General features: G+C 60.0%; 20 protein-coding genes. 6 read left to right on the forward strand and 14 right to left on the reverse strand.

Translation table 11 applies throughout. The annotated features are described in order from the left end of the window. Nucleotides 1–150: 150 nt before the first annotated feature. From ACP7B9_RS15385 to ACP7B9_RS15420, 8 genes are all read right to left on the reverse strand, one after another. Nucleotides 151–1,848, reverse strand: coding sequence for an alpha-amylase family glycosyl hydrolase (locus ACP7B9_RS15385; protein ID WP_425864787.1), 1,698 nt, complete (start codon nt 1,846–1,848; stop codon nt 151–153). Further along, the gene (locus tag ACP7B9_RS15390) at nt 1,845–2,759 is read right to left on the reverse strand and encodes a carbohydrate ABC transporter permease (protein WP_425864788.1); all 915 of its coding nucleotides are present in this window, start codon (nt 2,757–2,759) and stop codon (nt 1,845–1,847) included. The genes ACP7B9_RS15385 and ACP7B9_RS15390 overlap by 4 nt, the downstream gene beginning before the upstream one ends. Continuing rightward, a complete protein-coding gene (locus ACP7B9_RS15395) occupies nt 2,756–3,835 on the reverse strand; it encodes a carbohydrate ABC transporter permease (protein WP_425864790.1) in 1,080 nt (359 codons plus the stop codon). Before ACP7B9_RS15395 ends, ACP7B9_RS15390 begins: the two co-directional genes overlap by 4 nt. A 102-nt stretch (nt 3,836–3,937) precedes the next feature. Next, the gene (locus ACP7B9_RS15400) at nt 3,938–5,257 is read right to left on the reverse strand and encodes an ABC transporter substrate-binding protein (protein ID WP_425864792.1); all 1,320 of its coding nucleotides are present in this window, start codon (nt 5,255–5,257) and stop codon (nt 3,938–3,940) included. Between the two features lie 105 nt (nt 5,258–5,362). Next, nucleotides 5,363–6,370: a LacI family DNA-binding transcriptional regulator gene (locus ACP7B9_RS15405; protein WP_425864793.1), complete on the reverse strand. Its 1,008-nt coding sequence runs from the start codon at nt 6,368–6,370 to the stop codon at nt 5,363–5,365. Between the two features lie 313 nt (nt 6,371–6,683). Continuing rightward, the gene (locus tag ACP7B9_RS15410; protein ID WP_425864795.1) at nt 6,684–7,568 is read right to left on the reverse strand and encodes a VOC family protein; all 885 of its coding nucleotides are present in this window, start codon (nt 7,566–7,568) and stop codon (nt 6,684–6,686) included. Nucleotides 7,569–7,652: 84 nt separating this feature from the next. After that, entirely contained in the window at nt 7,653–8,900 is a 1,248-nt protein-coding gene (locus ACP7B9_RS15415; protein ID WP_425864796.1) for an MFS transporter, read from the reverse strand. Next, nucleotides 8,897–9,418 carry a PaaI family thioesterase gene (locus ACP7B9_RS15420; protein ID WP_425864797.1) on the reverse strand — a complete coding sequence of 174 codons (522 nt, stop codon included), beginning with the start codon at nt 9,416–9,418 and terminating at the stop codon, nt 8,897–8,899. Before ACP7B9_RS15420 ends, ACP7B9_RS15415 begins: the two co-directional genes overlap by 4 nt. 218 nt (nt 9,419–9,636) lie before the next feature. On the opposite strand from ACP7B9_RS15420, the gene ACP7B9_RS15425 reads away from it, so the two are divergent. Next, nucleotides 9,637–10,125 carry a winged helix-turn-helix transcriptional regulator gene (locus ACP7B9_RS15425; protein WP_425864799.1) on the forward strand — a complete coding sequence of 163 codons (489 nt, stop codon included), beginning with the start codon at nt 9,637–9,639 and terminating at the stop codon, nt 10,123–10,125. A gap of 34 nt (nt 10,126–10,159) precedes the next feature. Here ACP7B9_RS15425 and ACP7B9_RS15430 read toward each other — a convergent pair whose 3' ends face one another. Further along, nucleotides 10,160–11,386, reverse strand: coding sequence for an acetyl-CoA C-acyltransferase (locus ACP7B9_RS15430; RefSeq protein WP_425864801.1), 1,227 nt, complete (start codon nt 11,384–11,386; stop codon nt 10,160–10,162). Between the two features lie 265 nt (nt 11,387–11,651). Here ACP7B9_RS15430 and ACP7B9_RS15435 point away from each other — a divergent pair, with 265 nt between their 5' ends. Beyond that, nucleotides 11,652–12,812 (forward strand): acyl-CoA dehydrogenase family protein, encoded by a 1,161-nt coding sequence (locus tag ACP7B9_RS15435; protein ID WP_425864803.1) that lies wholly within the window; start codon nt 11,652–11,654, stop codon nt 12,810–12,812. A 38-nt stretch (nt 12,813–12,850) separates the two neighbouring features. Here the strand turns inward: ACP7B9_RS15435 and ACP7B9_RS15440 are convergent, their stop codons facing one another. Continuing rightward, nucleotides 12,851–13,567, reverse strand: a complete 717-nt coding sequence (locus ACP7B9_RS15440; RefSeq protein ID WP_425864804.1) for an HAD hydrolase-like protein — start codon at nt 13,565–13,567, stop codon at nt 12,851–12,853. 76 nt (nt 13,568–13,643) lie between these two features. Here ACP7B9_RS15440 and ACP7B9_RS15445 point away from each other — a divergent pair, with 76 nt between their 5' ends. Beyond that, a complete protein-coding gene (locus ACP7B9_RS15445; RefSeq protein ID WP_425864806.1) occupies nt 13,644–14,111 on the forward strand; it encodes an Lrp/AsnC family transcriptional regulator in 468 nt (155 codons plus the stop codon). Between the two features lies 1 nt (nt 14,112). On the opposite strand, the gene ACP7B9_RS15450 is transcribed toward ACP7B9_RS15445, so the two are convergent. The 3 genes from ACP7B9_RS15450 to ACP7B9_RS15460 form a co-directional block, all read right to left on the reverse strand. Continuing rightward, nucleotides 14,113–15,525 carry an aspartate ammonia-lyase gene (locus ACP7B9_RS15450; RefSeq protein ID WP_425864807.1) on the reverse strand — a complete coding sequence of 471 codons (1,413 nt, stop codon included), beginning with the start codon at nt 15,523–15,525 and terminating at the stop codon, nt 14,113–14,115. 110 nt (nt 15,526–15,635) lie between these two features. Then, nucleotides 15,636–17,048, reverse strand: a complete 1,413-nt coding sequence (locus ACP7B9_RS15455) for an aldehyde dehydrogenase family protein (protein ID WP_425864809.1) — start codon at nt 17,046–17,048, stop codon at nt 15,636–15,638. Beyond that, nucleotides 17,041–18,093 (reverse strand): homoserine dehydrogenase, encoded by a 1,053-nt coding sequence (locus ACP7B9_RS15460; RefSeq protein WP_425864810.1) that lies wholly within the window; start codon nt 18,091–18,093, stop codon nt 17,041–17,043. The genes ACP7B9_RS15455 and ACP7B9_RS15460 overlap by 8 nt, the downstream gene beginning before the upstream one ends. Before the next feature lie 305 nt (nt 18,094–18,398). On the opposite strand from ACP7B9_RS15460, the gene ACP7B9_RS15465 reads away from it, so the two are divergent. The 3 genes from ACP7B9_RS15465 (at nt 18,399) to ACP7B9_RS15475 (ending at nt 21,885) form a co-directional block, all read left to right on the forward strand. Then, nucleotides 18,399–19,838, forward strand: coding sequence for an amino acid permease (locus tag ACP7B9_RS15465; RefSeq protein WP_425864812.1), 1,440 nt, complete (start codon nt 18,399–18,401; stop codon nt 19,836–19,838). A gap of 83 nt (nt 19,839–19,921) precedes the next feature. Then, nucleotides 19,922–21,091, forward strand: coding sequence for an alanine racemase (alr, locus tag ACP7B9_RS15470; protein ID WP_425864814.1), 1,170 nt, complete (start codon nt 19,922–19,924; stop codon nt 21,089–21,091). A gap of 32 nt (nt 21,092–21,123) precedes the next feature. Next, the gene (locus tag ACP7B9_RS15475; protein WP_425864816.1) at nt 21,124–21,885 is read left to right on the forward strand and encodes an IclR family transcriptional regulator; all 762 of its coding nucleotides are present in this window, start codon (nt 21,124–21,126) and stop codon (nt 21,883–21,885) included. A gap of 35 nt (nt 21,886–21,920) precedes the next feature. On the opposite strand, the gene ACP7B9_RS15480 is transcribed toward ACP7B9_RS15475, so the two are convergent. Further along, nucleotides 21,921–22,691, reverse strand: a complete 771-nt coding sequence (locus ACP7B9_RS15480) for an IclR family transcriptional regulator (protein ID WP_425864818.1) — start codon at nt 22,689–22,691, stop codon at nt 21,921–21,923. Nucleotides 22,692–22,712: the final 21 nt, after the last annotated feature.

Raw genomic sequence — 22,712 nt, forward strand, 5'->3', positions numbered from 1 at the left:
ACTGCGTAACGGCACTCGAGTCCTCACGCGGGTGGCGTCGATCGGAATCTGACAGGCACCGAAAAGGACCCGAATGACGGGATTTTGGTGTTGCATTGGCCCATCAGAGAGGGGCCAATGCAACACCAAAAACCGGATCCGGCCCACCTATCAAATGACCCGTTCTTCACCTCGCAACACCCACGCGGCATTGTTCGGTTGCAGCCAGCCGTCCTTCAATAGGGGAGCGGCGCTGAGCACCACAGTTCCCACGGGCAGCTGCACCGCTTCGGTGCCCATCGCGACGGCGACGAAGAAGCCGGCGTTTCTTTCGCAGATCAGCAGGTTCCCCGCCTCCACGCGCCAAGATCCGGCGTCGTCCGCGCCAAGAATGTCCATGGCCAACAGCTTGCGGCGCAGTTCCAATGCAGTGATGGTCAACGCCAGTGATGACTCGGCATCGCTCTGTTGGAGGTCAATGGCGTGCGAGCCCCAACCAGAGGGGATCGGCAGCCACGGTTCAGCGGCCGGCCGGGTTCCTGAACCAGCCAGCGTGAATCCATGATTCTGAGCAGCATCGGCAGTCCATGGGAGAGGTACCCGGGCCCCGTCGCGGCAAACTCCACCCCGGGTCCACATGGGGTCCACCCGGGCCTCGAGGGGAACATCGGCTTCAGGTAGTCCAAGTTCCTGCCCCTGATAGAGGTATGCCGGGCCCGGCAAGCCCAACAGAGCGACTAGTGCCGCCCTCGACCGGTCGCTACCGAGTTCGCCACCGCCAAAACGCGTGACGGACCGGACGATGTCATGATTCTCCAACGCCCATGTTGGCGCGGCACCTTGGGGCTCGCGGGCCGCTTCGAGTTCATTGCCAGCAGCCGCCCACGCCGCGGCATCCCAACTGAGCTTCACGAAGGCAAAAGCAAACGTCTGTTGCATCTCGTCGGCACGGGTGTAGCGGGCTGCCCGGGCTGGTTCCAGATTGACCTCACCCACCAGAAGTCGGTGTGGCTGGTAGCTTTCGGCCAGAGCACGCCACCTGCGGTAGACGTCATGGACTTCTTCCTGGTCCGAAACCTGCGGATTGGCCCGCAGCCCGTCCACCAGATCAAGCGTGGCGGGTGTGTCTGGCAGTCCCTCGGCCTTGAACAGGGCATGCGCCACATCAATACGCAGTCCGTCCACGCCCTTGTCGAACCAGAATCGCAGCACGTCATCGAAGTAGTCCCCGACGGCGGGATTGCGCCAGTTCCAGTCCGGCTGGCCCGCGGAGAACAGGTGCAGATACCAGTCGGTGTCCGTTTGTGAATCCGGCACGGCACGGCTCCACGCCCTTCCACCGAACACGCTTTGCCAGTTGTTCGGCGGGACGTCGTCGGTGCCCACCGAAGTCTGGTCGGTGCCGCCAGACGCGATATCTGCTGGCCCTTGGACGAAGTGGAATAGGTCCCGTTCCGGTGAACCCGGGCTTGAGGCAAGTGCGGCCTGGAACAGCGGGTGCTCCGAGGAGCAGTGGTTGGGGACGACGTCGAGCAATACGCGCAGGCCGAGTTCATGGGCGAGCTGGAGCAGTTCATCGAATTGTTCCATGGTGCCAAAGAGGGGGTCAACGCCGCAGTAATCGCTCACGTCGTAGCCCTGATCAAGCTGGGGAGAGGGCTGGAATGGAGTCATCCAGATCCCGTCTACGCCGAGGGTGGCGATATACGGCAGCCGGGTGATGAGCCCGGCGAGATCGCCCACGCCGTCGCCGTCGCCGTCGGCAAAGGAACGGGGGTAGACCTGGTAAATGACGGAGGACTTCCACCATTCATCAGTAGCCACGGCTGTAGTTCCGGCCGCGGCGCTAACTTGCGCGTTCGGGGTCACTTGCTTGCTCCTGCGGTGAGGCCCTCGACGATGCGGCGCTGGAAGAGCAGCACCATGATCACGAGCGGGATGGTCACGATGACGCCGGCAGCCATCTGCTCGCCGAACGGAGCCTGGAATTCAGTGGCGCCGGTGAACTTGGAGATCGCAACAGTGGCCGTCTGGAATTTCGGGTTGTTGATCATGGACAGCGCAATGATGAATTCGTTCCAGCTATGGATGAACGTCAGGATCGCAGTGGTGAAGACGCCCGGGGCGGCAAGGGGCAGCAGCACGCGGCGGAAGGCCTGCCACTTGGTGCAACCATCAATCATGGCGGCCTCCTCGAGATCGAACGGGAGGGACTTCATGAAGGTGGTGAGGTTCCAGACTGCCAGCGGGATGGCGAAGGAAAGGTTGGGCACGATCATGGCCTGGTAGCTATTGATCCAGCCAATATCCGTGAAGAGTCGCAGCAGTGGAACCACCACGGAGATTCCGGGGAACATGGACGTGGCGATGATGACGCCGAGAATGAGGGACTTGAAACGGAAGTTGAGACGGGAAATGGCGTAGGCCGCGAAGATACCCAGAATCAAGGCGAACACCGTGGTGGTACCGGCCACGATCAGGGAGTTCAGCAGCGCTTGGCCAAACATGGTGCTCCCGCTGAAGACCTTCGCGTAGTTCTCCAGCGAGAACGGCGCCGGCAGCAGGGTGTTGTCGAAGATGTCCGAGGTACGTCGCAGGCTCGAGACCAGCATCCAGTAGAACGGGGCCAGGCAGTAGATGAAGATGACGGCGAGTCCCGCATAGACGCCGTAGGAGCGCCACGTGCGTTTGGTCTTTGGCTTGAACGAGGGCGGTTCGTGGCTGGTGGCGCTGTTGGCGCCAGAGGACTTTGCTGCGTTGCGGAGGTCGGAGATGGTCATGAGCTGGCCTCAGTCTTCTTGTCTTCAGTCTTCTTCAGTTCAGGGTTCACCGGTGTTTGGCTCAACTTGCTGCGAGACGCCCCGGCGCGGTTCTTCTTGGAGAGCAGCTTCAGCTCCTTGGCTCCTGTGACGTCAGCGCCCAGTACCTTTACAAACACAACGGCCACAACGGCGACGTACAGAAAGAGCATCACCGAGAACGCAGCGGCGGGTCCGTAGCGAAGCTGGTTGGATTCATCCCAGGCAAGCATGGACAGTGTTTCCACGGAGTCCTTTCCTGGGCCAATCAGCATGAAGGGCAGATCAAACATGCGCAGGGCATCGAGCATGCGGAACAGGATGGCAACCAACAAGGTGGGCTTGACCATGGGAAGCGTGATGGAAGTGAGCTGGCGCCACCAGCCCGCGCCGTCGATCTTGGCGGCTTCATAAACCTCGCCGGGGATGACCTGCATACCGGCCAAGACCAAGAGGCCAATGAACGGTGCGGTCTTCCAGACTTCGGCGATGATGACGGCGAGCTTTGAAGCGTTGCCCTCAGCCGTCCAGAGAATTTCGGTGCCCAGCAGAGTGTTGGCAATGCCATCGGACTGGAAAATCCAGCGCCACAGCAGACCGGAAACGGCGGTGGGGACGGCCCACGGCACAAGAATGCTGGCGCGCAGGAAGGCCCGGCCCCGGAAGGCGCTGTTCATGGCGAGTGCCAGGCAGAGGCCAAGAACAGTTTCGAGGAAGACCGTGGTGACGGTAAAGAAGGTTGTGTTCGCGAAGGCGTTCAGGAATTTCTTGCCGGACTCCCCAACGAACATGTCAACATAGTTGGCCAAGCCAACGAACTGGTCCACTTCCGAGACGAAACCGTCTGCGTCCAGACCGGATTCCGCACGAAACAGTGACTGATGCACGGCGGAGAGTAACGGATACATGATGACCAGGGCCAGCACCACAATGGTGGGGGAGAGCAGCATCGCGGCCATGCGGCCTTCGCCGGGGGAGCGCTTGCGGCGCTTGGCTTGACCGTGTTTTGGTGGATTGCCCGTCTGTGGGCTGGCGGGTGGGGCAGTGGTAATCGTCATGCTGGAACCTATCTGGAGTTGCAGTGCGCCTGGCCGGCAGGGCGGGCCGGCCAGGCGCGTGGTTAGAACTGCTGCGTTATGAAGCTGTCTGAATTACTTGAGTTACTTGGACAGCTCGGTGAGCTTTGTCTGCAAATCAGCCAAGGCCGTGTCAGTGTCTTTCGCTCCGGTGATGGCCGCGTAGACCTCTTCCTGAATGGCCTTGGTGGTGGCGCCATACTGAACTACCTTGGGCCGCGGCTGGGCGTTCTCCAGTGAGGTCAGCAGCGTGGGGAAGAAGGGGCGCTTTGCAATAACTGCGGGGTCAGCGAAGAGGGAGGCGTACACAGGTGCACGCGAGCTGAGCTCGAGGCGCTTGGTCGACTGCTCTTCGCTGGTGAAGAACTTGATGAACTCCAAGGCCGTGGCCTTGTTGGCGGTGTACGGCGAGATAGCCAGGTTGCGACCACCAAGGGTGGAAACGCCGGGGCCGTCGACGCCGGGGATTGAGGTGATGCCGAACTTGCCAGCGACCTTGCTGGATCCGTCAGTGGCGCTCAGCGAGGCGTGAAGGAAGGGCCAGTTGCGCATGAAGACCACTTCGCCGTCCTGGAATGCGCGGCGACCCTGCTCTTCGAGGAACGTGATGGCGTCCGAGGGGAACATGCCGTCCTTGAAGCCATCAACCAGCAGGTTCAGACCTACCTTGGCTTCAGGGGTGTTGAGGGTGGGCTTGCCCTCTGCATCGACCACTGTGCCGCCGGCCGAGGCCACGGCCTCTGAGAAGTTGACCGTGAGGGCCTCATTCTTGTCGAACTGGCCGGCATAGCAAGACATTTTTGCGGCTTCGGGGAGGGCGAGGATCGCGGCGCAGGCGGTCTTCATCTCGGCCCACGTCTTCGGGGGAGCGGCAATGCCAGCGGCCTTGAGCAGATCCGAACGGAAGTAGAGGAGGGCGCCGTCGGTGTAGTACGGAGCGCCAACCAAGACGTCGCGGTACGTAGCGGCGTTGACTGTTGCCGGAATCATCTTCTCGGTGGGGATGGAGTCTGCCGGGAGCGGCATGATCCACTTGTTGGCGGCGAATTCGGAGGTCCAGACGACGTCGAGATTCAGCACGCTGAAGGTGTCCGACTTGATCTGGGCGTTCTGAATGAGTTGCTGACGCTGCTGGTCGGCGGAGTCGGGCAGTTCAATGAACGTCACCTTCTCCTCCGGGTGGGCGGCGTTCCATTCGTCGATGACCTTATTTGCGGCGCCCGAGGCGTCGCGGTTGGACACGTAGTTGATGGGGCCCTTGCCCGTGAAGGAATCGGCGCTGACAGCCGCTTTGTCTTTGACTTCCGTCGTGGAGCCGCTGCAGCTGGTGAGAGCCAATGCCGTGACGGTCAGTGTTGCGGCGGTGGTGAGAAGAGTTTGCCAGGTGTGGCGGCGCTGCCTCATGTGTTGCTCCTTGTTATTTAGGTAATTTGTTGATGCGAATGACTGTTTTGTGGCACGGAAAACCGGCCGACATCACTGTCGGTGGTGTGCTTTTGTGTGTGGGGTTTAGTTCGTTGACGCCGTTTGGCTTGGCCTTGCGGAACTGACTGGTGCGGTTGATCCGCGCTCAATCAGCCGGTGGGCCATGATCTGTGGGCCCATGTCACGGGCTCGGAGCAACTTTTTCACTGCCGTCCGCCCCATTTCCTCGAGCGGTTGGGCCATGGTGCTCAGCTGGGGATTTACATGGAGCGAGGTGGAGATGTTGTCGAAGCCTAGAACTGACACGTCTTCCGGTACCCGGAATCCGCGTCGCTGCAGTTCGTTGATGGCGGCGGCACCCATTTCATCGCTCATCGCGAAGAATGCGGTGAGTCCTGGTTCCTGCTTCAGGAGATCATCGACGCAGGCGGCGCCGCTCTCGTAGAAGAAGGTGCCCGTTGCTGTCACTGGCTTGCAGCCGGCTTCCGTCATGGCTCGCTCGTAGCCGCGTTTGCGTGGCTGGGCGACGTAGATGGACGCCAGATTGCCAGTCAGTAGACCTATCCGGCGGTGACCAAGCCGGAGCAGATGACGGGTTGCGTCATAGGCTGCCTGCTCGTCATTGATAGCAACACTGGGTGAGCCGGACTTGTCGCTGATGGCGACGGAGATGACTGGCACAGTTGGCCCCAGCAATTGCCTGATCTCCGGCGTGATCACCGCGGAGATGAGGATGACGCCGGCTGCCCGGTAGGTCCGCAACGTCCGCAGATAATCGGCGATGTAGGCCGACTTGGCGCCCGTACGGCCGAGCATCACTGCGTAGCCGCGTTCCTGAGCCTCAATTTCCACGCCCTGCATGACCTGGGAAGTCAGTGCATCCGAAACCATGGGTGCAAGGAGCCCGATGACCGAGGTCTGCCGAATCTTTAGGCCTCGGGCAAAGTAGTCCGTTTCGTAGCTCAGACTTTTGACTGCTTCTTCGACTCGGAGCCGAGTTGCATCGGAGTAGCCCACGAGGCCATTGACCACTCGGGAAACTGTCGCCGGGGATACGCCAGCAAGCTCGGCGACATCGCGAATAGTGGCCACTGGATCCCTTTCCCATAGTTGATTGCTGCTTGCCCAACTCGTCTTCGTAGGTTTACGCAAACGATTACGTTGAGTGCAGGCTTAACACTAAGTGCTGTGACCGATAACGCATTACGTTTCGTAAACAGCTGCGGGAATGGGCCGGTCGCAAGGCGAAAATAGGCGACAGAACCGGCGGTGCAGAGGAGTCGATCTCAATCTGGCGGGTGACCAGAACTCGCATCGTTGCACGGGTTGATTTCTGAAACGCGATCTATGGGCCGGCCTGCCGAGGAGGGGACGTTCATGGCCGCCGAGATAACGCGGCGGCGCGTTACAGCTCGGCGATGATGAGCTTCTTCATCTCCAGCATCCGAGCAAAGGCGCCCGGGTGCTCCATGAGCTCGCCCATGTTCTCCGGCACGATTTGCCAGCTCACGCCAAAGCGGTCCACCACCCAGCCACATTGTTCGGCCTCGGGCACGCTGGAGAGTACCTCCCACAAGCGATCAATCTCGTCCTGATCTGCACAGGAAACTTCGAGCGACAGCCCTGGTGTGAACGTGAATTCGTGATCGGTGCCGCCATCCATGCCAGAGAACCACTGCCCGGCAAGTTTGAATTCGGCGAACATGATGCCGTTGGCCTCGTCCGGGTGGGCCATGACCATGCCGGTGCCTGAATCCGCGAGAAGCCCGGTGTAGAGCTCGATGGCCTGCTGGGCCTGGGCAATGGGGCCGGTGAAGAGGAACTGTGGAATCACCAATGGCCGTAGCTCTCCTGTTGACTCACTCAACATCAGCTGCCAGTTCACGCCGAAGCGGTCTTCGACCCAGCCGTAGAACTTGCTGAATGGATATTCGCCCAGCTCCATGCGCACTTGACCGCCCTCTGCGAAAGCCTCCCAGATGCTCTGGATGCGGGCGCGGGCCTCATCCTCGCCGCCGTCGAACACTTGCGGATCCATGTTCAGGACGAACGAGATGGCAGGGTTGGGGCGGAACTCGGTCCCGGCATTGATGAGGCGGATCTGGTAACCGCTGACGGTCACATCCACGACGAGGGGTTGCCCGGCAAAATCGCGTTGGAAGTCCAACAAGCCTTCTGTTGGGTAGTTCATGGTTGTCTCGGCTGACGTCTGCGGAAGCACCGCAGAGTAGAAATCTCCGACCTCCACCGCGTTGCCTTGACACCATACGTTGGGCACGATCCGTTGCATGATTCCTCCTCGAAGTGACTCATTTCAGCATGCCACGGCAGTCCTTGGCCTTCAATAGATTTGAGGGCGGCGATGCGGATGCCGCTAAGCGTTGACGGCGCTCGCAGCCTGCGAGGAAACGCGAGTCGAGATCTTGAGTAGGACAACCACGAGTAGGCAGAGGCCGGCCAGTGTCGCGGCCGCGACTATCACGGCGGTGCTCAGGGTTCCCGAAGTGGCCAGCGCCCCGACTCCGATGGCCGTCACTGCCTGGAAAAGGTAAGCGACAAGGTAGAGCAACGAGAGTGTTGCCCCTCGGTGGCGTGCGGGTGCGACGCTGTTGATGAGGCCCAGCCCGCCGGTGAAGGTCAGGGAATAGGCGCTGCCACCTATCAGGCACCAGCTCAGAAACAGGGCGCTTGATCCAAACGTGCTTGCACCAACCATGAGGGCCAGACTGATGACCGTCAGCACGGCCCCGGCCCACACCTGGGTACGGGCTGGAACTCGTACAGCCAGCAGTGCGGTAAGGCAGATTGCCACAGATGAGCTGGCCAGGAGCGAACCGACCACCGCCCGGTTGTCGGTCTGGACGAACTGGGCGATCATGTGGGCACCAAGGGAAAGAAAGATCGCGCCCACGGAATAGGCAAGTGCCACCGACAAAGTGGCGATCACGAAACTCATCCTGATTCCGTGCGGAACCTTGGGGGACTGGGGGCGCCAACGCTGCCGAACCTCGGGCCGGTCGCTCGGGGTCATGAGCAGGGCTGCCGCCGCCGCGATAGCCAGCACGAGCAAGACGAGGTAGCTCAGGACCAAGGGCAGCGGCGCATATTGCGCCATCAGTCCGCTGACGAAGAGGGCCAAGGTGAGCCCCGTCGCTGTGGCAACTGTCGCCGTCGTACTGGCAAAGCGTGGGCTGATCCGGGGATTGTTCTCAATCAGCGACACGGTTGCCGCTCCCATGGCCAGGCCGGAGCCAATGCCCTGCAGCGCCCTGCCGGCGAACAGGAACCCGACGTTTGGTGCGAACGCGAACAGTAGCGTGGAGAGTGCAATGAAGGCGACGCCGCCGATCATGACCCAACGACGACCGTATACGTCGGAGAGGTTGCCGAAGAGTGGCAAGACCACGATGAGGGCCAGGGGATAGGTGGCGAAGACGCTGGTCATCACCACCGGGGCGAGATCCCATTTTTCGGCGTAGCTGGGGTACAGCGTGCTCGGGGCTCCGGAGGACCAAAGCACTAGGGCGAGCACGGATGCGGCGGCGAGGAATGCGCCACGCTTGCCTAACTGTCCTCGTTTGCGCGCCGGCAGTAGGCGTTCGATTGGGACTTGGTGGCTCACTGCGCGGGGCCCATGGGGATGATCAGGCAGGTGCTTGATGCGGTGGCCAGCACACGGCCCTGGCTGTCGCGGATATCGGCCTCGACGAAGGATGCGCTCCGGCCGCGGCGGGTGACCCAGCCGTGGGCGGTGACGGTTCCCGTTTCCGCGGTGATGGGCCGAAGGAAGGACACCTTGATCTCCAGGCTGGTGTAGCCCACTCCTGCTGGCAGCGTGCTGTGCACGGCGCAACCGCAGACCGAATCAAGGACGGTGGCAAAGAATCCGCCGTGAATCGAGCCGATCGGGTTGTAGTGCGATTCATCTGGTTGCGCGGTCATCACGACGTCGCCCTCTGCGACTGAAACGAATTCCAGCCCGATGTGGCTGCTAATGGGTGGCGGCGCAACGGTCCCGTCAGAGAGGGCGCGCAACTGCTCGAGTCCGGTCCGCTCAAACAGCTTCTTCTTGTCCGGCTCCGGACTTTGGTAGTGAATGGTGCGCGAACGGTTCGTCGGCACCTCAGGCTGTGGAGTCACGGGCTATCCTTTGGTTTCTCGGAACAGGACTGTTTGCTAGCGCGGCAAGAGCGATTCGCATGGCCGGACGGGCTGGATCAACCATAACGAAGCTAAATTGGTTATGGCAACCCAGCTGTAACAATTCGGGTTGCTGGTGTGTTGCCGATGGACCGATGCTACAGCGGGTCAAATATTGCTGCTGGATTGGTTGTGCAGATTCAAGCTACGGTTGGAACATGCCTCGTAAGTCAGCAACCCTCGTGAACGCACTCGACAGCCAATGCGGTATCGCCAGGTCACTAGGCGTTCTCAGTGATTCCTGGAGCTTCCTCCTGCTCCGCGAGGCATTCTTCGGGAAGCGCACCTTCGCGCAGTTCCGGGACTCCTTGGGCATCGCCAGCGACGTGCTCAGCACGCGGCTAAACACACTCGTGGAGCACGGCGTCTTGGAGAAGGTTCCCTATCAAGAACAAGGCCAACGGACGCGCGATGCCTACGAGCTGACCGCGGCCGGCAATGAACTCAAGCTGGTCCTCGTGGCCATGCAGCAGTGGGGAGACGCGAATGTTCCTCGCGGGCCAGGGGTGAACAGGCGACCCGTGACTCGGGACGGCCAAGAGCGTGTGCGAGCTGTCCTTGTCGATGCTAGCGGCGTGCACGTGCGGCACGAGGATGTAGATTTTGTTCGGGTCGACGTCGCTGATGTGGACCCGGCGCCGAACTGATCGCTGTTCACGACTAGTGGCCTTCGTGTGGTCATCACACACCTTTCAGCAGGAGCGCCGTTCCCTGGCCCACGCCAACGCACATGGTTGCCAGACCGAGTTTGCGCCCGCCGGTGGCCAGTTCGCGCTCCATCCGCCCCAGCAGGGTCACGACCAGCCGAGACCCAGACGAACCCAGCGGGTGGCCGAGGGCGATAGCGCCGCCGTCGGCATTCACCATCCCCGCATCCAGCTTCAGCTCCCGCATGACGGCCAGCGACTGTGAGGCGAAGGCCTCGTTAAGTTCGACGGCGCCCAGGTCACCGACAGCCAGCCCGGCGCGCTCCAACACCTTCCGCGTTGCAGGCACCGGGCCGATCCCCATGAGCTCCGGGGCCATTCCGGCCGAGCCGCCCTCCAGAATCCGAGCCCTCGGCGTCAAGCCGTACTTCTTAATGGCGGCCTCGGAAGCGACGATGATTGCCGATGCCCCGTCATTAAGTGTTGAGGCATTGCCGGCCGTCACCACGGAGCCACTCTTGACCACCGGGCGGAGTCCGGCAAGAACGTCCACGGTAGTCCCGGGCCGAGGACCCTCATCGGTATCCACCACAGTTACGGCTCCCTTGCGCCCCTGGACATTGACGGGCACGATCTCCGCGGCAAACCTCCCCGCAGCAATCGCCGCCAACGCGCGTTCGTGCGACAGGGCGGCGAAGGCGTCGCAGTCAGCCCGCGAGATACCGTAAACCCGGGCAACTTCTTCTGCCGTCTCCGGCATCGAGAACGCGGCCTTGCCACCGCGGCTGCGCTCGCCGTCGAGGAACGCGGGATTCGTAAAACGCCAGCCGATCGAGGTGTCGAAAACGGCGCCGGGCTTGGCGAAGGCCTTGTCAGGCTTCTCCATGACCCACGGAGCCCGGCTCATCGATTCCACCCCGCCGGCAACCACAATGTCCGCGGCACCGGCCTTGATCATGTGGCTCGCCATGATGATGGCCGATAACCCCGAGGCGCACAGCCGGTTGACGGTAATCCCAGGAACGCTGTCCGGATAGCCATTCAACAACCACGCCATCCGCGCCACATTGCGATTCTCCTCACCGGCACCATTGGCGTTGCCGAGGATCACCTCATCCACCGTGGCCGGATCAATGCCTGCACGTTCGACGGCGGCGCGCACGGTGAGTGCCGCGAGGTCGTCGGGGCGCACAGAAGAGAGGGAACCGCCATAGCGGCCCACGGGCGTCCGCGCACCGCCGATCAGAAAGGCCTCAGTCATGACATTTCCTTGTCCTATTTTCATGGTGCTTGGGCAGCTGGGGTATGACCTGGTTTTCTAAACGTAGCCCGTTGCCACCCCGAGGGTCACGTGTTTTCCCGCTTGCTCGCCAATTTGTGCGCGACACTTGACCAAGAGACCCAGCCAAGCGAGCAGCCACGCATCAGGCGGGTTCCGCCCAACGCAAGCGGACGACGGCGGGAGGTTCCGACGTCGTCCGCTGCCCACCCCGAAAAACCAGACCATCACCTCGAAAGGCCCCACGATGACCGATCCCAGCGACCTCATAGATTTTGATTCCCTGCTCTCAGCGGAAGAGCGTGGACTGCGCGATTCTGTCCGGTCATTCGTGGACAGTGAGATCAAACCAAACATTGCCGGCTGGTATGAAAAGGCCGTCTTTCCGCTGGAAATCGTCCCGGAAATGGCCAAGCTCGGCCTGCTCGGCATGCACCTGGACGGTTACGGTTGCGCCGGCCGTTCCGCTGTGGAATATGGTTTGGCCGCCGCAGAGTTGGAAGCGGGGGACTCCGGCCTGCGGACGTTTGTCTCAGTGCAAGGATCCCTAGCCATGAGCGCCATCTACAAGCACGGTTCCGAGGAGCAGAAGCAGGAGTGGCTGCCAGCCATGGCAGCTGGTGAGGCGATTGGGTGCTTCGGATTGACCGAACCGAGCGCGGGCTCGGACCCGGGAAGCATGACCACTTTCGCGCGTCGGGACAAGGGTGACTGGGTGCTCAACGGCAGCAAACGGTGGATCGGCCTGGCCTCGGTGGCCCACGTCGCCATTATCTGGGCCCAGACCGATGAAGGTGTGCGCGGTTTTGTGGTGCCGACCGCGACTCCGGGATTTACGGCCACTCCCATAGAGCCGAAACTGTCCATGCGCGCCTCCATCCAGTGCGATGTGGAACTCGTTGACGTTCGTTTGCCCGGATCGGCCGTACTGCCGAACGTTACTGGGCTCAAGGGTCCCTTTTCCTGCTTGAACGAGGCGCGTTACGGAATCATCTGGGGAGCCATGGGGGCAGCCCGCGACGCTTTCGAAGCCGCCCTCGACTACTCGGGCACCCGCTTGCAGTTCGACAAACCACTGGCCGGGTATCAACTCACCCAGCAGAAACTCGTCAACATGGCCTTGGAAATCAACAAGGGCTTCCTGCTCGCCCTGCACCTGGGCCGCAAGAAGGACACCGGCACGCTGGCACCGGAGCAGATTTCTGTTGGCAAGTTGAACAATTGCCGAGAGGCCATCGAGATTTGCCGGGAGGCGCGAACCATTCTTGGCGGCAATGGCATCACCCTGGACTACTCACCGCTTCGCCACGCGAACAACCTGGAATCCGTGCGCACCTATGAGGGGACGGATGAGGTCCACCTCCTGATCCTGGGGCAGAAGCTGACGGGGATCGCCGCGTTCCGGTAGGGAACAGGGCTCGTCCTTGGCAACAAATGATTCATACGTCAGAGGAGTACGGCATGATTTCGGTTCCGGCTGGGGTTCAAGATCAGCGGCAGCAGCGCCTCCGGTGAGGATGCAATAGCCGCGGCGCCCGCGGATTCTTCCGGGTGTCCGTATCCCCACGTTACGAATATCGAAGGGATGCCGTGGGCGGCTGCACCCCTGACATCATATTCACGGTCCCCAATCATTACGGGATTGGAGACGTCGATGCCCTGCGCAGCAAGACGCTGCAAGAGTTCTGCAATGACATCGGTCTTATCTGCTCGCCCAAGCTCATCCGAGGCTCCGCAAATGTTGACAAAGTAGCCGCCGAGATCAAAGTGTTTTGCGAGGCGTTCGGCCTGATCCTCCACCTTTGATGTGGCTATAGCCAGGGGGATCCCGGCGCCATATAGCTGATCCAGCAATGGAATGATTCCGTCGTAAACCTCGGACTGTATGGCGCCGTGATCAGCATAGGCTCGGCGATAGTGTTGGAGGGCGTGCCTTGCCGTTTCATCGTCCAGACCTGAGACAGTCCTGAATGATTCGATCATCGGCGGACCTACGAACTTGCGTAGCTCACTGAGGGATGGAACCGGGGCGCCTACAGCAGTCAGAGCTTCTGCAGCACTAGAGGTAACTCCGGGAGCTGAATCCAGGAGTGTTCCGTCCATGTCGAACAGGACGCACGTTATGTCGATGAGATCCGGATGGATTTGATCTGGAAGTATCATTATCTTGAAAACTTTCTGTCTTGAGAGTGGCTTAAATCGGCTTGCGCCAAGGGATCAATTGAGGTGAACGGCGAACATGGAGCGAGCGAGTCTTGACCAGATAGACCAGAAGATCTTTGCGGAGCTCTCGAAGAATGCGCGCATTAGCCACTCTGAGCTGGCCACGAAAGTGCTCCTTTCCCGCAATGCAGTTCGGCAACGGATCGACCGGATGGAGCGGCACGGCCACATCCAGGGGTACACAGTTGTCACCGGGCCCTCGGGTCAAAGCCCCGTGTCGGCGTTCCTCATGGTGTACCGGAAAGACAGAGTGCGTGGCGCGGATGTCATCAGCGCACTGCGGTCGATACCTGAAGTGGTTTTGTGCGATGTTGTCAGCGGCGACTTCGATCTTTTGCTGCGGGTTGAAGCCCGGACATTGGAGAGAATTCAGGAGATTTGGGAGCAGGTTGCAGCGCTTCCCGGGGTAACAAATACGGTGACTGCCCTGACGCTTTCCAGCGTAATTCGCCGAGACGCAGCAGCCGTCGCCGAGGCCCACTGAGTCAACGTTCCGCGGGTGCAACAGCGGCGTGAACCGGCAGTGTTGCCGATTCAAGGAGGGCCTGAGTCTCAGCCTTGCTCAGGAGGTCCCGGCTGGTGACGATATCAATGATCGACGATCCGGTCCGGAGAGCCTCATTGGCAACCGCTGCTGCAGCCGCGTAGCCGATGGCCGGAATCAATGCGGTTGCCAAACCTACCGAGGCCGCCGTCTGACGGGCCAGCAGCTCCGTATTCGCTTCAATCCCATCCATGCAATGCGTGCGAAGAGCGCGGACCCCCTTTTCGAGCCACGAGATGCTCTGAAGTAGCACATGAGCAATGACGGGCTCGAAGGCATTGAGTTGGAGCTGACCGTTATCTGCCGCCATCGTGACCGTGGTGTCCGCCCCGGCCACGGCAAATGCAATCTGATTCATGGCTTCTGGGATAACTGGGTTTATTTTCCCGGGCATGATGGATGAACCTGCCTGCCGCGGTGGCAAGATGATCTCACCAAAGCCGTTCTGCGGACCACTGGACAGCAGCCGCAGATCACTGCTGATCTTGGACAGCTTGATGGCAGTTCGTTTCAGCATGCCGGACAGGTGCATGAAGACCCCAACATCCGAGGTTGCCTCGATGAGATCAAGTGCGGGAACAACATCTACACCAGAAGTCGCCGACAATGCTCGCAGCACCAGGTGCTGATATCCCGGTTCTGCGGTGATCCCGGTGCCGACGGCGGTTGCACCCAGACTGCATTCGCGCATAAGCGTTGCGGACTCCATGAGTCTTGTGCGGTCTTCCTCCAGGGTTGCGGCATAGGCGTTAAATTCCTGTCCGAGCGTCATCGGTACGGCGTCTTGAAGCTGTGTCCTGCCCATCTTTACGACGACGGCGAATTCCGTCCCCTTGCATCTGGCAGATTCGGCCAGCTTGCCAAGTTCACTGTTCAGCCCGGTCACGGCGTGAATCAAGGCAATTTTTATCGCGGTCGGATAGGTGTCGTTGGTTGATTGGCACCGGTTGACATGGTCAATGGGGTGCAGATGCTGGTACTCGCCGCGACTATGGCCCAGTTTTTCCAAGGCAAGGTTCGCAATCACTTCATTGGCGTTCATGTTGGTGCTGGTTCCGGCACCGCCTTGGATGACATCAACACAGAACTGCTCGTGGTGCTGGCCGTCCTGGATTTCTTGGCAGGATTCTTGGATTGCCCATGACTGCCGGGGTGTGAGGGTCCCTAGCTGGCCGTTCGCCTGCGCGGCGGCGCTCTTGACCATGGCCAAGGCTCGAACTAGGTGAGGGTGGCTTGATACCGGAATGCCACTGAGGGCGAAATTTTCCAACGCTCGGGCCGTGTGCGCGCCCCAGTAGACGGTACTTGGGACGGCAATACTGCCGAGCGAATCAGTCTCGATGCGGGTGGACATGGGTTCCATTCGTTATGCAAAAAATCGATGAAGGGGCATGTTGGATGCGGTTGGGTCGTGAAAGTTCGAAAAAGGGGCTGGTTCATCTGCCAGCCCCTTTTACGAATTCCTTAGTCCTTGATGCAGATAACCTTCGGCTGAGTCATCTCTTCATAGGCAAAATGGACGCCCTCCCGGCCCATGCTGCCGTATTTGGATCCTCCGAATGGCATGCCATCGAAACGGTAGTCCGAGGAATCATTGATCATCACGCCGCCTGCCTCGAGGCGGCGAGAGGCTTGCATAGCTTGGCTCAGGGAATTGGTGAATATGCCTGCATGAAGGCTGAATTCGATGGCATTTGCAATGTCGATGGCCTCGTCAAAAGTATTGAAAGCCTGCAGCATGACAATGGGGCCGAAGGCTTCTTCCGTCCACAGCCTGCTTGTGGCAGGGACATCCTCCAGAACCGTTGGATAAAGCACATTGCCATCAATTTCGTTTCCGGCCAGCAATACGGCGCCGGCGTCGATTGCTTCATTCAATTTCGCTCGAAGTTCATGCAACGCAGTCTGGCTGATCATGGGCCCAACATCGGTTCGCTCATCGGAGGGATCCCCCGCGAGCAAACGTGCCGTGGCCGCCAGGAATCGGCGACGAAACTCGATGTACAGCGGCTCGGCAACAAGAATCCGCTGCACGCCCACACAATTTTGTCCGGCCGCCCAGAACGCCCCTGAAACACAGGATTCGACGGCGTCGTCAAGGTCAGCATCGCTCATCACGATAACCGGCGCATTCCCGCCAAGATCCATGGAGAGTTTTTTCAGGCCGGCCGTCCGGGCGATACTCTCGCCGGTAGAGAAACCACCGGTGAATGACACCATGCGAACATCGCGTGAGCGGATGATGGATTGGGCCACCTCCCGATCGCCATGCACGATTGTGAGAACCTCCGAGGGGAGCCCGGCGTCTACGAGGGCATCCGTGAGTAACTGGGCGGACAGGGGTGTCAGGGCAGAAGGCTTGAGGATGACCGCGTTGCCACCGGCGATTGCCGGCCCAATTTTGTGTGCCACTAAGTTAAGGGGGTCATTGAAGGGCGTGATTGCTGCAATGATGCCCAGCGGCTCGCGGGAGTACCAGCCTGTCCGATCTTCGGAACCCTCATAAGAGTCAAACGGGATGACCTCGCCGGCATTTCGCCGGGCTTCTGCTGCGGAGAGCCGCAAGGTGTTGACCGCGCGCAGGACTTCCTTCCTGGCTTGGCGAATGGTCTTGCCGGACTCGGCCACAATGGTGCGGGCAAACTCCTCGCTGCGGTGCTCGATGTCCGTTGCGGCTCCGTCCAGGATCCTGCCACGCGAGTTTCGAGATAATGACCGCGCCTTCCTGGCGCCGGATCGGGCAGTTTCCAAGATGGCCTCGCCGGCAGTGGCCTCGGTCAGCGCAACTGTTCCGACAACTCTGCCATCGTAGGGGCTCGTCACCATCCGGAACTGGGGGAGCGTGGTTTGTGGTGGGCAGAGAGTGGATTCAGACATCGGCACCCACCGCCGTCCTTGCGGCGTGGATGGCAATGATGTCGGAAAGCAATGCGTAAGCTGTCTCAATTCGACCAGCCCCCGGGCCAGACACGGTGACGGGGCCAAGAAGATCGGTGTCGAATGACACGGCGTTCGTGGCTGCCGAGATTCCCGCCAGTCCGTGATCCAAGGGGAGGGCAACGGGAGCCACTCCGGCCGAGACTGTCCCATCAGGGTTCCTGCGCGCGGAACCAACCAGCTTCCAGCGTCGCCCTTCCAAGGCTGCCTTCTGAATGTCAGTCGGGGTCACTGACGAGATTCCTTGTCGCTGAACGTCCTTGAGTTCGATGCCGGCATTGAGAAGTTCATTCGCAAGGATCAGGACCTTGAGCTGCACGTCGAAGCCTTCGATATCTGCGGCTGGATCGGCCTCGGCATACCCTAGGTCTTGAGCTTCTTTGATGGCCGCCTCGAAGCCTAGGCCGGCTTCCATCCGCCCTAGAACGTAATTGCTGGTGCCGTTGAGGATTCCTTCGAAGCCGTTGAGTTTCAATCCTTCCAGCACGGTCTTTGCCAAGCGGATTACTGGTGTGCCGCTCATGACAGCACCTTCGAACTCGAAGCGGACACCGTTCTGCCTCGCCAAAGCTGAAAGTTCCGCGCCACGAAGGGCAACCGGGCCCTTGTTCGTTGTGCAGACACTCTTGCCCGATTCGAGCGCCCACTGCACGTGGGACACGGCTGGCTCGCCGTCGAGGGGGTTGGTAAAGGTGGCCTCGCAGATAATCTCCGCGGTGCTGGTACGAATGACAGTTTCATTGTTGGTATCTGCGGATCCGCCGTGGTCGGCGAAGGTTTCGTCGCTGTTGCCAAGATTGAGCGCCATACCTAGGTCGATGCCTTGCGGCTGGAGGAGGGAGCCAAGCCGAAGGTCGGTGATGGCAACGACCCTCAAACCAAAGCCCAACTCGGTTTGCAGCAGCTCACCGCGTGTGGCGATAAGTTCGGCCAAGGTCCTGTTGACGCCGCCAAAGCCGATCAACGCAATGTCATAGGTGGTCATGATGCTCCTTCAAGTAATCAACTAGCTCGGTTATCCAAGCTTGATTGCATTCGGCGTCAGTTGGAGTATGTGATTGTGACCGAAGGGCAGGGCAATCTGACCATCCCGATGCCGATCTGACATGCATCGCAACAAATCGTCCTTGTGCAGCATGCGCATGATTAAATGTTCTTAATGACCAATGGGGTACTTTTGTGTTACCTTCATCACTATCCCGTCGCGTAGCCGAACCATATTGTGGTCGCTCAACCCGGGGCACTACACGACTTCTTTAGTTTTGGACCTGATTACACTTGGGAGACACCATGGAACCATCAGCACGCGTCGTACTAGAACCCCCGCAGGCATCGTCGCCGCCGGCCGAAAACGGGCTTCGCCGGTCCATGGGTGCTCGGCATTTGGTCATGATCGCTATGGGTGGGGTGATCGGATCGGGGCTGTTCCTCAGTTCCGGGTACACCATTTCCCAAGCCGGGCCGCTCGGTGCCGTCATCGCCTATCTCATAGGCTCCTTTGTGGTCTACCTGGTGATGACCTGCTTAGGTGAGCTTGCCATCGCCTATCCGGTCTCGGGTGCGTTCCACATTTACGCAGCGAGATCAATTGGGCCCGCAACCGGATTTGCAACCGCGTGGCTCTATTGGCTCTGCTGGGCTGTGGCAATTGGATCCGAGTTCACAGCCTCTGGGCTGCTCATGCGCCGCTGGTTTCCAGACATTGACGTCTGGGTCTGGTGCATAATTTTTGCCGCCCTCCTGTTCGGTCTCAATGCAATCTCCTCAAAGTTCTTTGGCGAGTCAGAATTCTGGTTCGCGATCATCAAAGTCGCTGCGATCATTGCCCTCATCGTCTTAGGCGGCGCGGCATTGTTTGGCTTCCACCCACTCGCCAGCGGCGGTGATCATCCATTCTTGTTTGAGAACTTCGCTACCAGTGGCGGTCTTTTCCCGAACGGCTTCACCGGCGTCCTGGTCACAGCTTTAGCGGTGTTCTACGCGTTCTCGGGATCGGAGCTTATTGGCGTTGCGGCGGGCGAAACTTCGGACCCAGCCACCAATATCCCGAAGGCCATGCGAAGCACCGTTATACGCCTGCTGATCTTCTTTGTTGGAGCCATTGCAGTTATCGCCGCAACCGTTCCCTTCGAGCAGACGGGACTGGATGAGAGCCCATTCGTCACGGTCTTTTCATCCATCGGCATTCCTTATGCTGCCGACATCATGAACTTCGTCATCATCACGGCCCTCTTATCAGCCGGCAATAGCGGACTCTTCTCATGTGCCAGGATGCTTTACTCACTCGCCGATGAGGGGCATGCTCCGCGCAAATTGAAGAAGTTGACCCGACGAGGAATCCCGTTGGTTGCGCTCTCCGTCAGCATGCTTGGTGGCCTTGCCTCTCTGATCAGTAGCGTGGTCGCTCCTGAAACGGTGTACCTGGTTCTGGTCTCAGTGTCCGGTTTCGCCGTCGTCGGTGTTTGGATGTCCATCACGGCATCGCATTTCTTCCATCGCAGGGCCTTTGTTAGGAACGGTGGCAACGTTGCCGAGCTTCCTTACCGGGCGCCGTTCTTTCCATTGGTTCCGATCTTGGCGTTCTCCCTATGCCTGATTTCCCTCATTGGCATTGCCTTTGACCCGAATCAAATAGCGGCACTCTACTTCGGAATTCCCTTCGTGGGAGCCTGCTACGCCTTCTTCTACTTCAAGTACGGCCGCAAGGCACGAACAAGCGAAAAGGCATAGCACGCCCCTCCATATCACTTACCCAGCCTCGCGCCTGGGGCTTTGCTGGCCCAGGCGCGAGGCTGCTTAACGAATGACAAGATATGAATCCACAACAGCTTTTGACAGATGTAAGTACCTCGATCCAGAACGTCGGCACGTGGCTGGAGATTGATTCAGACGCCTTCGAATCGAATGTCCGCGATGTCCTTTCCATGCTTGAAGGTCAGGCGCTCCTCTGTGCAGTGGTCAAATCTGACGCATATGGCCACGGGGCTAAGCTGCTCATGCCATCGCTGGTGCGGTTGGAAGTTCCGTTCATAGGCGTAGGAAGTAATGAGGAAGCAGCCATCGCCCGCCGCTGCGGCCACAAAGGCCGGATTATGCGCGTCCGGGCCGCCGCTCCGCAAGAGGTTGAAGCGGGGCTGGAGCATGACATCGAAGAGCTTGTTGCCGACCCGCAGAGTGCATGGGCGATACAGGACATCGCTGCCACGTCGGGAAGAGCAATCAAGATCCATCTGGACATCAATGCATCCGGTATCAGTAGGCACAGCCTGGATGTTTCGACGGCGTCGGGCCAGGCCTGCGCGGTGGAAATCATCAGCCAACCGGGACTTGAACTGGCTGGAATTATGACTCATTTCCCCCGTGATGATGTACAGCACATAGAGCAAGCCATCCTGCGTTTTCAAGGCCAAGCCATGACCCTGCTGCGGCTCACTGGGACGCGCCGGGAGGATGTTCTGCTTCATTGCGCAAATTCCTATGCCGCGCAGCATGTCCCCGGATCCTGGCTGGATATGGTTCGCACTGGTGCGGTCATCTACGGAGATTCGGATCCCTTGGTGGGGGCGTTTCGGCGGTGCCTGACCTTCAAGGCGCGGGTGGCCTCGGTCAATAGTTATGCGGCTGGCAGCAACGTGGGATACGGCCAGTCGCATGTCCTGACACGAGACTCTCTGCTGGCGTCAGTGACTGTAGGCTACGGCGATGGCTACCGGCGAGCACTGGCAGTTGGTGGTGATGTGCTCATCCACGGCAACCGTGCCGCCATCGTGGACCTGGTTTCCATGAACTCCATGATGGTGGACGTTACAGACCTGGCCGGTGTATCTCCGGGGGACGAAGTGGTACTTTTTGGTCGGCAAGGAAACGACGAAATCACACCCGCCGAACTGGAAAAGGCCAACTTTGCAATCCTGGCGGACCTCTACACAGTGTGGGCCGGTGGCCACCGCTTCCTGACCACCGCGAAGAGCATGTCAGAATAGGCTGGGCTAACCGGACGGAAGGAGCATGAAGAGTGGAAATTTCCTCAGAATCATCGTCCATGTCCCAGGGTCTTAGAATTGTGCGGCTCGTTGCGGACCGGGAAAAGTGGGGACGGCAGCTCCTTGGTGTTTCGCAGCTCGCCTCAGAGTTGGGAATGGAGCAAAGTAGAGTGTCTCGGCTGACGCGCGAATTGTGCGATCTGGGACTGTTGGAACGTGTTGATAAGGGCCCATTTCGGACCGGTTCCCGCTTCTTCACCTTGGCGTCCTCGCTCAACTCCGGCTGGATCCGCGAAACCCGAACCGAGTTGGAAGCCCTTGTGGCCCAGTTTGGTCTCAAAGGTAGAGTTTCGGTCCGGGACGGCTGCCGCGTCATTCTCCTGCGATCATCCACCAACGAGGGACTGCCAGGAAGTTTCGTGAAGCCCGGCATGGTGACCCCCGTCTGGTGTACCGGATCGGGCCGGGCGCTCTTGTGGGAGCACAGCGAGGACGCCCTGGAATCCTTGCTCACTGACGTCAACTTCATCGGCGTCGGCGGTCCGAGTGCCGCTCATGCGCCGTCGGAAGTCAACGAACTCATGGAACGCGACAGATCGCGCGGCTTTGTTGTGGCCGCCGAGGAGTTCGAGCATGGCGTCTACGAACTTGCCGTTCCCATCCGGACCCCGAACGGCAATATCCTGGCCGCGATCAGCGTCCTAGGTGACCGCGCCGAGGTTCGTTCCAAGGAGAAAAAGATCGCGAAGGCCTTGATCAATGCTGCCGAACGGCTCACCTCTTACGCCAACTAGAGCAAGAGGCCCTGCAGAGTCATGCCTGGCTGGTGTTATTGCTGCGGAAGTGAATAGCCAAGCCTGGACTCTAGCCACGTTCCCCACTTCGTCAGAGCCGCGGCGCAGTGCTCTGTCCGGGGTTCCAAGCGCGTTTTTGGACCCACTATTTGTAATGCAGCCACCACCTCACCCTTGAAATCACGGATCGGTACGGCCAAGGAATATAGTCCGGGTTCTGCTTCCTCGTCGACGATCGAGTATCCACGTGCACGCGCATCATTCCGGCGTGCCAAAAAATCCTCGACGTCGATGGGTGTGTTGGGGCCGTGACGGACGAATGCCGCGGCAGGAAAAACCGTTCGGACTTCGGCGTCCGAGGCTTCCCATAAGAGTGCTTGGCCGGCGTCACTGCAGTAGGCAGGGTATGGCCGGCCCAGCCAAGAGCCGATCAGATTGCTGCTGGCGGGTACCTGCTCTCCGATGGTCACCGTGCTGTCCCCGCTCAGCACTCCCAAGAAACACCCTTCGGACGTCTCGCCCGCCAGGCCTTCCAAGGCTGTTGCGCCGTCGGCCTGTAAGCGCTGGTCGGTGAGGAGTTGGGCATCGGTGAACAGTGACCAGTCCAAGGTGTAGGACCGCTGATCTGAGCGGTCAAGGAAACCCTCCAATTGCGCGCCGCGCAGGCTTCGGGAAACCTGGCTGCGGTCCTTGTCGAGATCGGCTGCTATGTCGGCGACCGTTCCGCCAGGAAGGCCTTGGGCGTTTCGAGTACCGACGGCGAGGAGGGCCTGAATGCCACGCCCCATACTTGATGTCTTTGGCATGAATCCGATTCTAGCCGTGGA

Origin of the sequence: Arthrobacter sp. TWP1-1, from assembly GCF_049897845.1 — a bacterium.
Taxonomy (GTDB): Bacteria; Actinomycetota; Actinomycetes; order Actinomycetales; family Micrococcaceae; genus Specibacter.

What these genes read in the sequence shown, in the direction of transcription:
- ACP7B9_RS15390 (WP_425864788.1), bottom strand. Translation starts at nt 2,759, where the DNA reads ATGACCATCTCCGACCTCCGCAACGCAGCAAAGTCCTCTGGCGCCAAC.
- ACP7B9_RS15395 (WP_425864790.1), bottom strand. Translation starts at nt 3,835, where the DNA reads ATGACGATTACCACTGCCCCACCCGCCAGCCCACAGACGGGCAATCCA.
- ACP7B9_RS15400 (WP_425864792.1), bottom strand. Translation starts at nt 5,257, where the DNA reads ATGAGGCAGCGCCGCCACACCTGGCAAACTCTTCTCACCACCGCCGCA.
- ACP7B9_RS15410 (WP_425864795.1), bottom strand. Translation starts at nt 7,568, where the DNA reads ATGCAACGGATCGTGCCCAACGTATGGTGTCAAGGCAACGCGGTGGAG.
- ACP7B9_RS15425 (WP_425864799.1), top strand. Translation starts at nt 9,637, where the DNA reads ATGCCTCGTAAGTCAGCAACCCTCGTGAACGCACTCGACAGCCAATGC.
- ACP7B9_RS15430 (WP_425864801.1), bottom strand. Translation starts at nt 11,386, where the DNA reads ATGACTGAGGCCTTTCTGATCGGCGGTGCGCGGACGCCCGTGGGCCGC.
- ACP7B9_RS15435 (WP_425864803.1), top strand. Translation starts at nt 11,652, where the DNA reads ATGACCGATCCCAGCGACCTCATAGATTTTGATTCCCTGCTCTCAGCG.
- ACP7B9_RS15440 (WP_425864804.1), bottom strand. Translation starts at nt 13,567, where the DNA reads ATGATACTTCCAGATCAAATCCATCCGGATCTCATCGACATAACGTGC.
- ACP7B9_RS15445 (WP_425864806.1), top strand. Translation starts at nt 13,644, where the DNA reads ATGGAGCGAGCGAGTCTTGACCAGATAGACCAGAAGATCTTTGCGGAG.
- ACP7B9_RS15450 (WP_425864807.1), bottom strand. Translation starts at nt 15,525, where the DNA reads ATGTCCACCCGCATCGAGACTGATTCGCTCGGCAGTATTGCCGTCCCA.
- ACP7B9_RS15455 (WP_425864809.1), bottom strand. Translation starts at nt 17,048, where the DNA reads ATGTCTGAATCCACTCTCTGCCCACCACAAACCACGCTCCCCCAGTTC.
- ACP7B9_RS15460 (WP_425864810.1), bottom strand. Translation starts at nt 18,093, where the DNA reads ATGACCACCTATGACATTGCGTTGATCGGCTTTGGCGGCGTCAACAGG.
- ACP7B9_RS15465 (WP_425864812.1), top strand. Translation starts at nt 18,399, where the DNA reads ATGGAACCATCAGCACGCGTCGTACTAGAACCCCCGCAGGCATCGTCG.
- alr (WP_425864814.1), top strand. Translation starts at nt 19,922, where the DNA reads ATGAATCCACAACAGCTTTTGACAGATGTAAGTACCTCGATCCAGAAC.
- ACP7B9_RS15480 (WP_425864818.1), bottom strand. Translation starts at nt 22,691, where the DNA reads ATGCCAAAGACATCAAGTATGGGGCGTGGCATTCAGGCCCTCCTCGCC.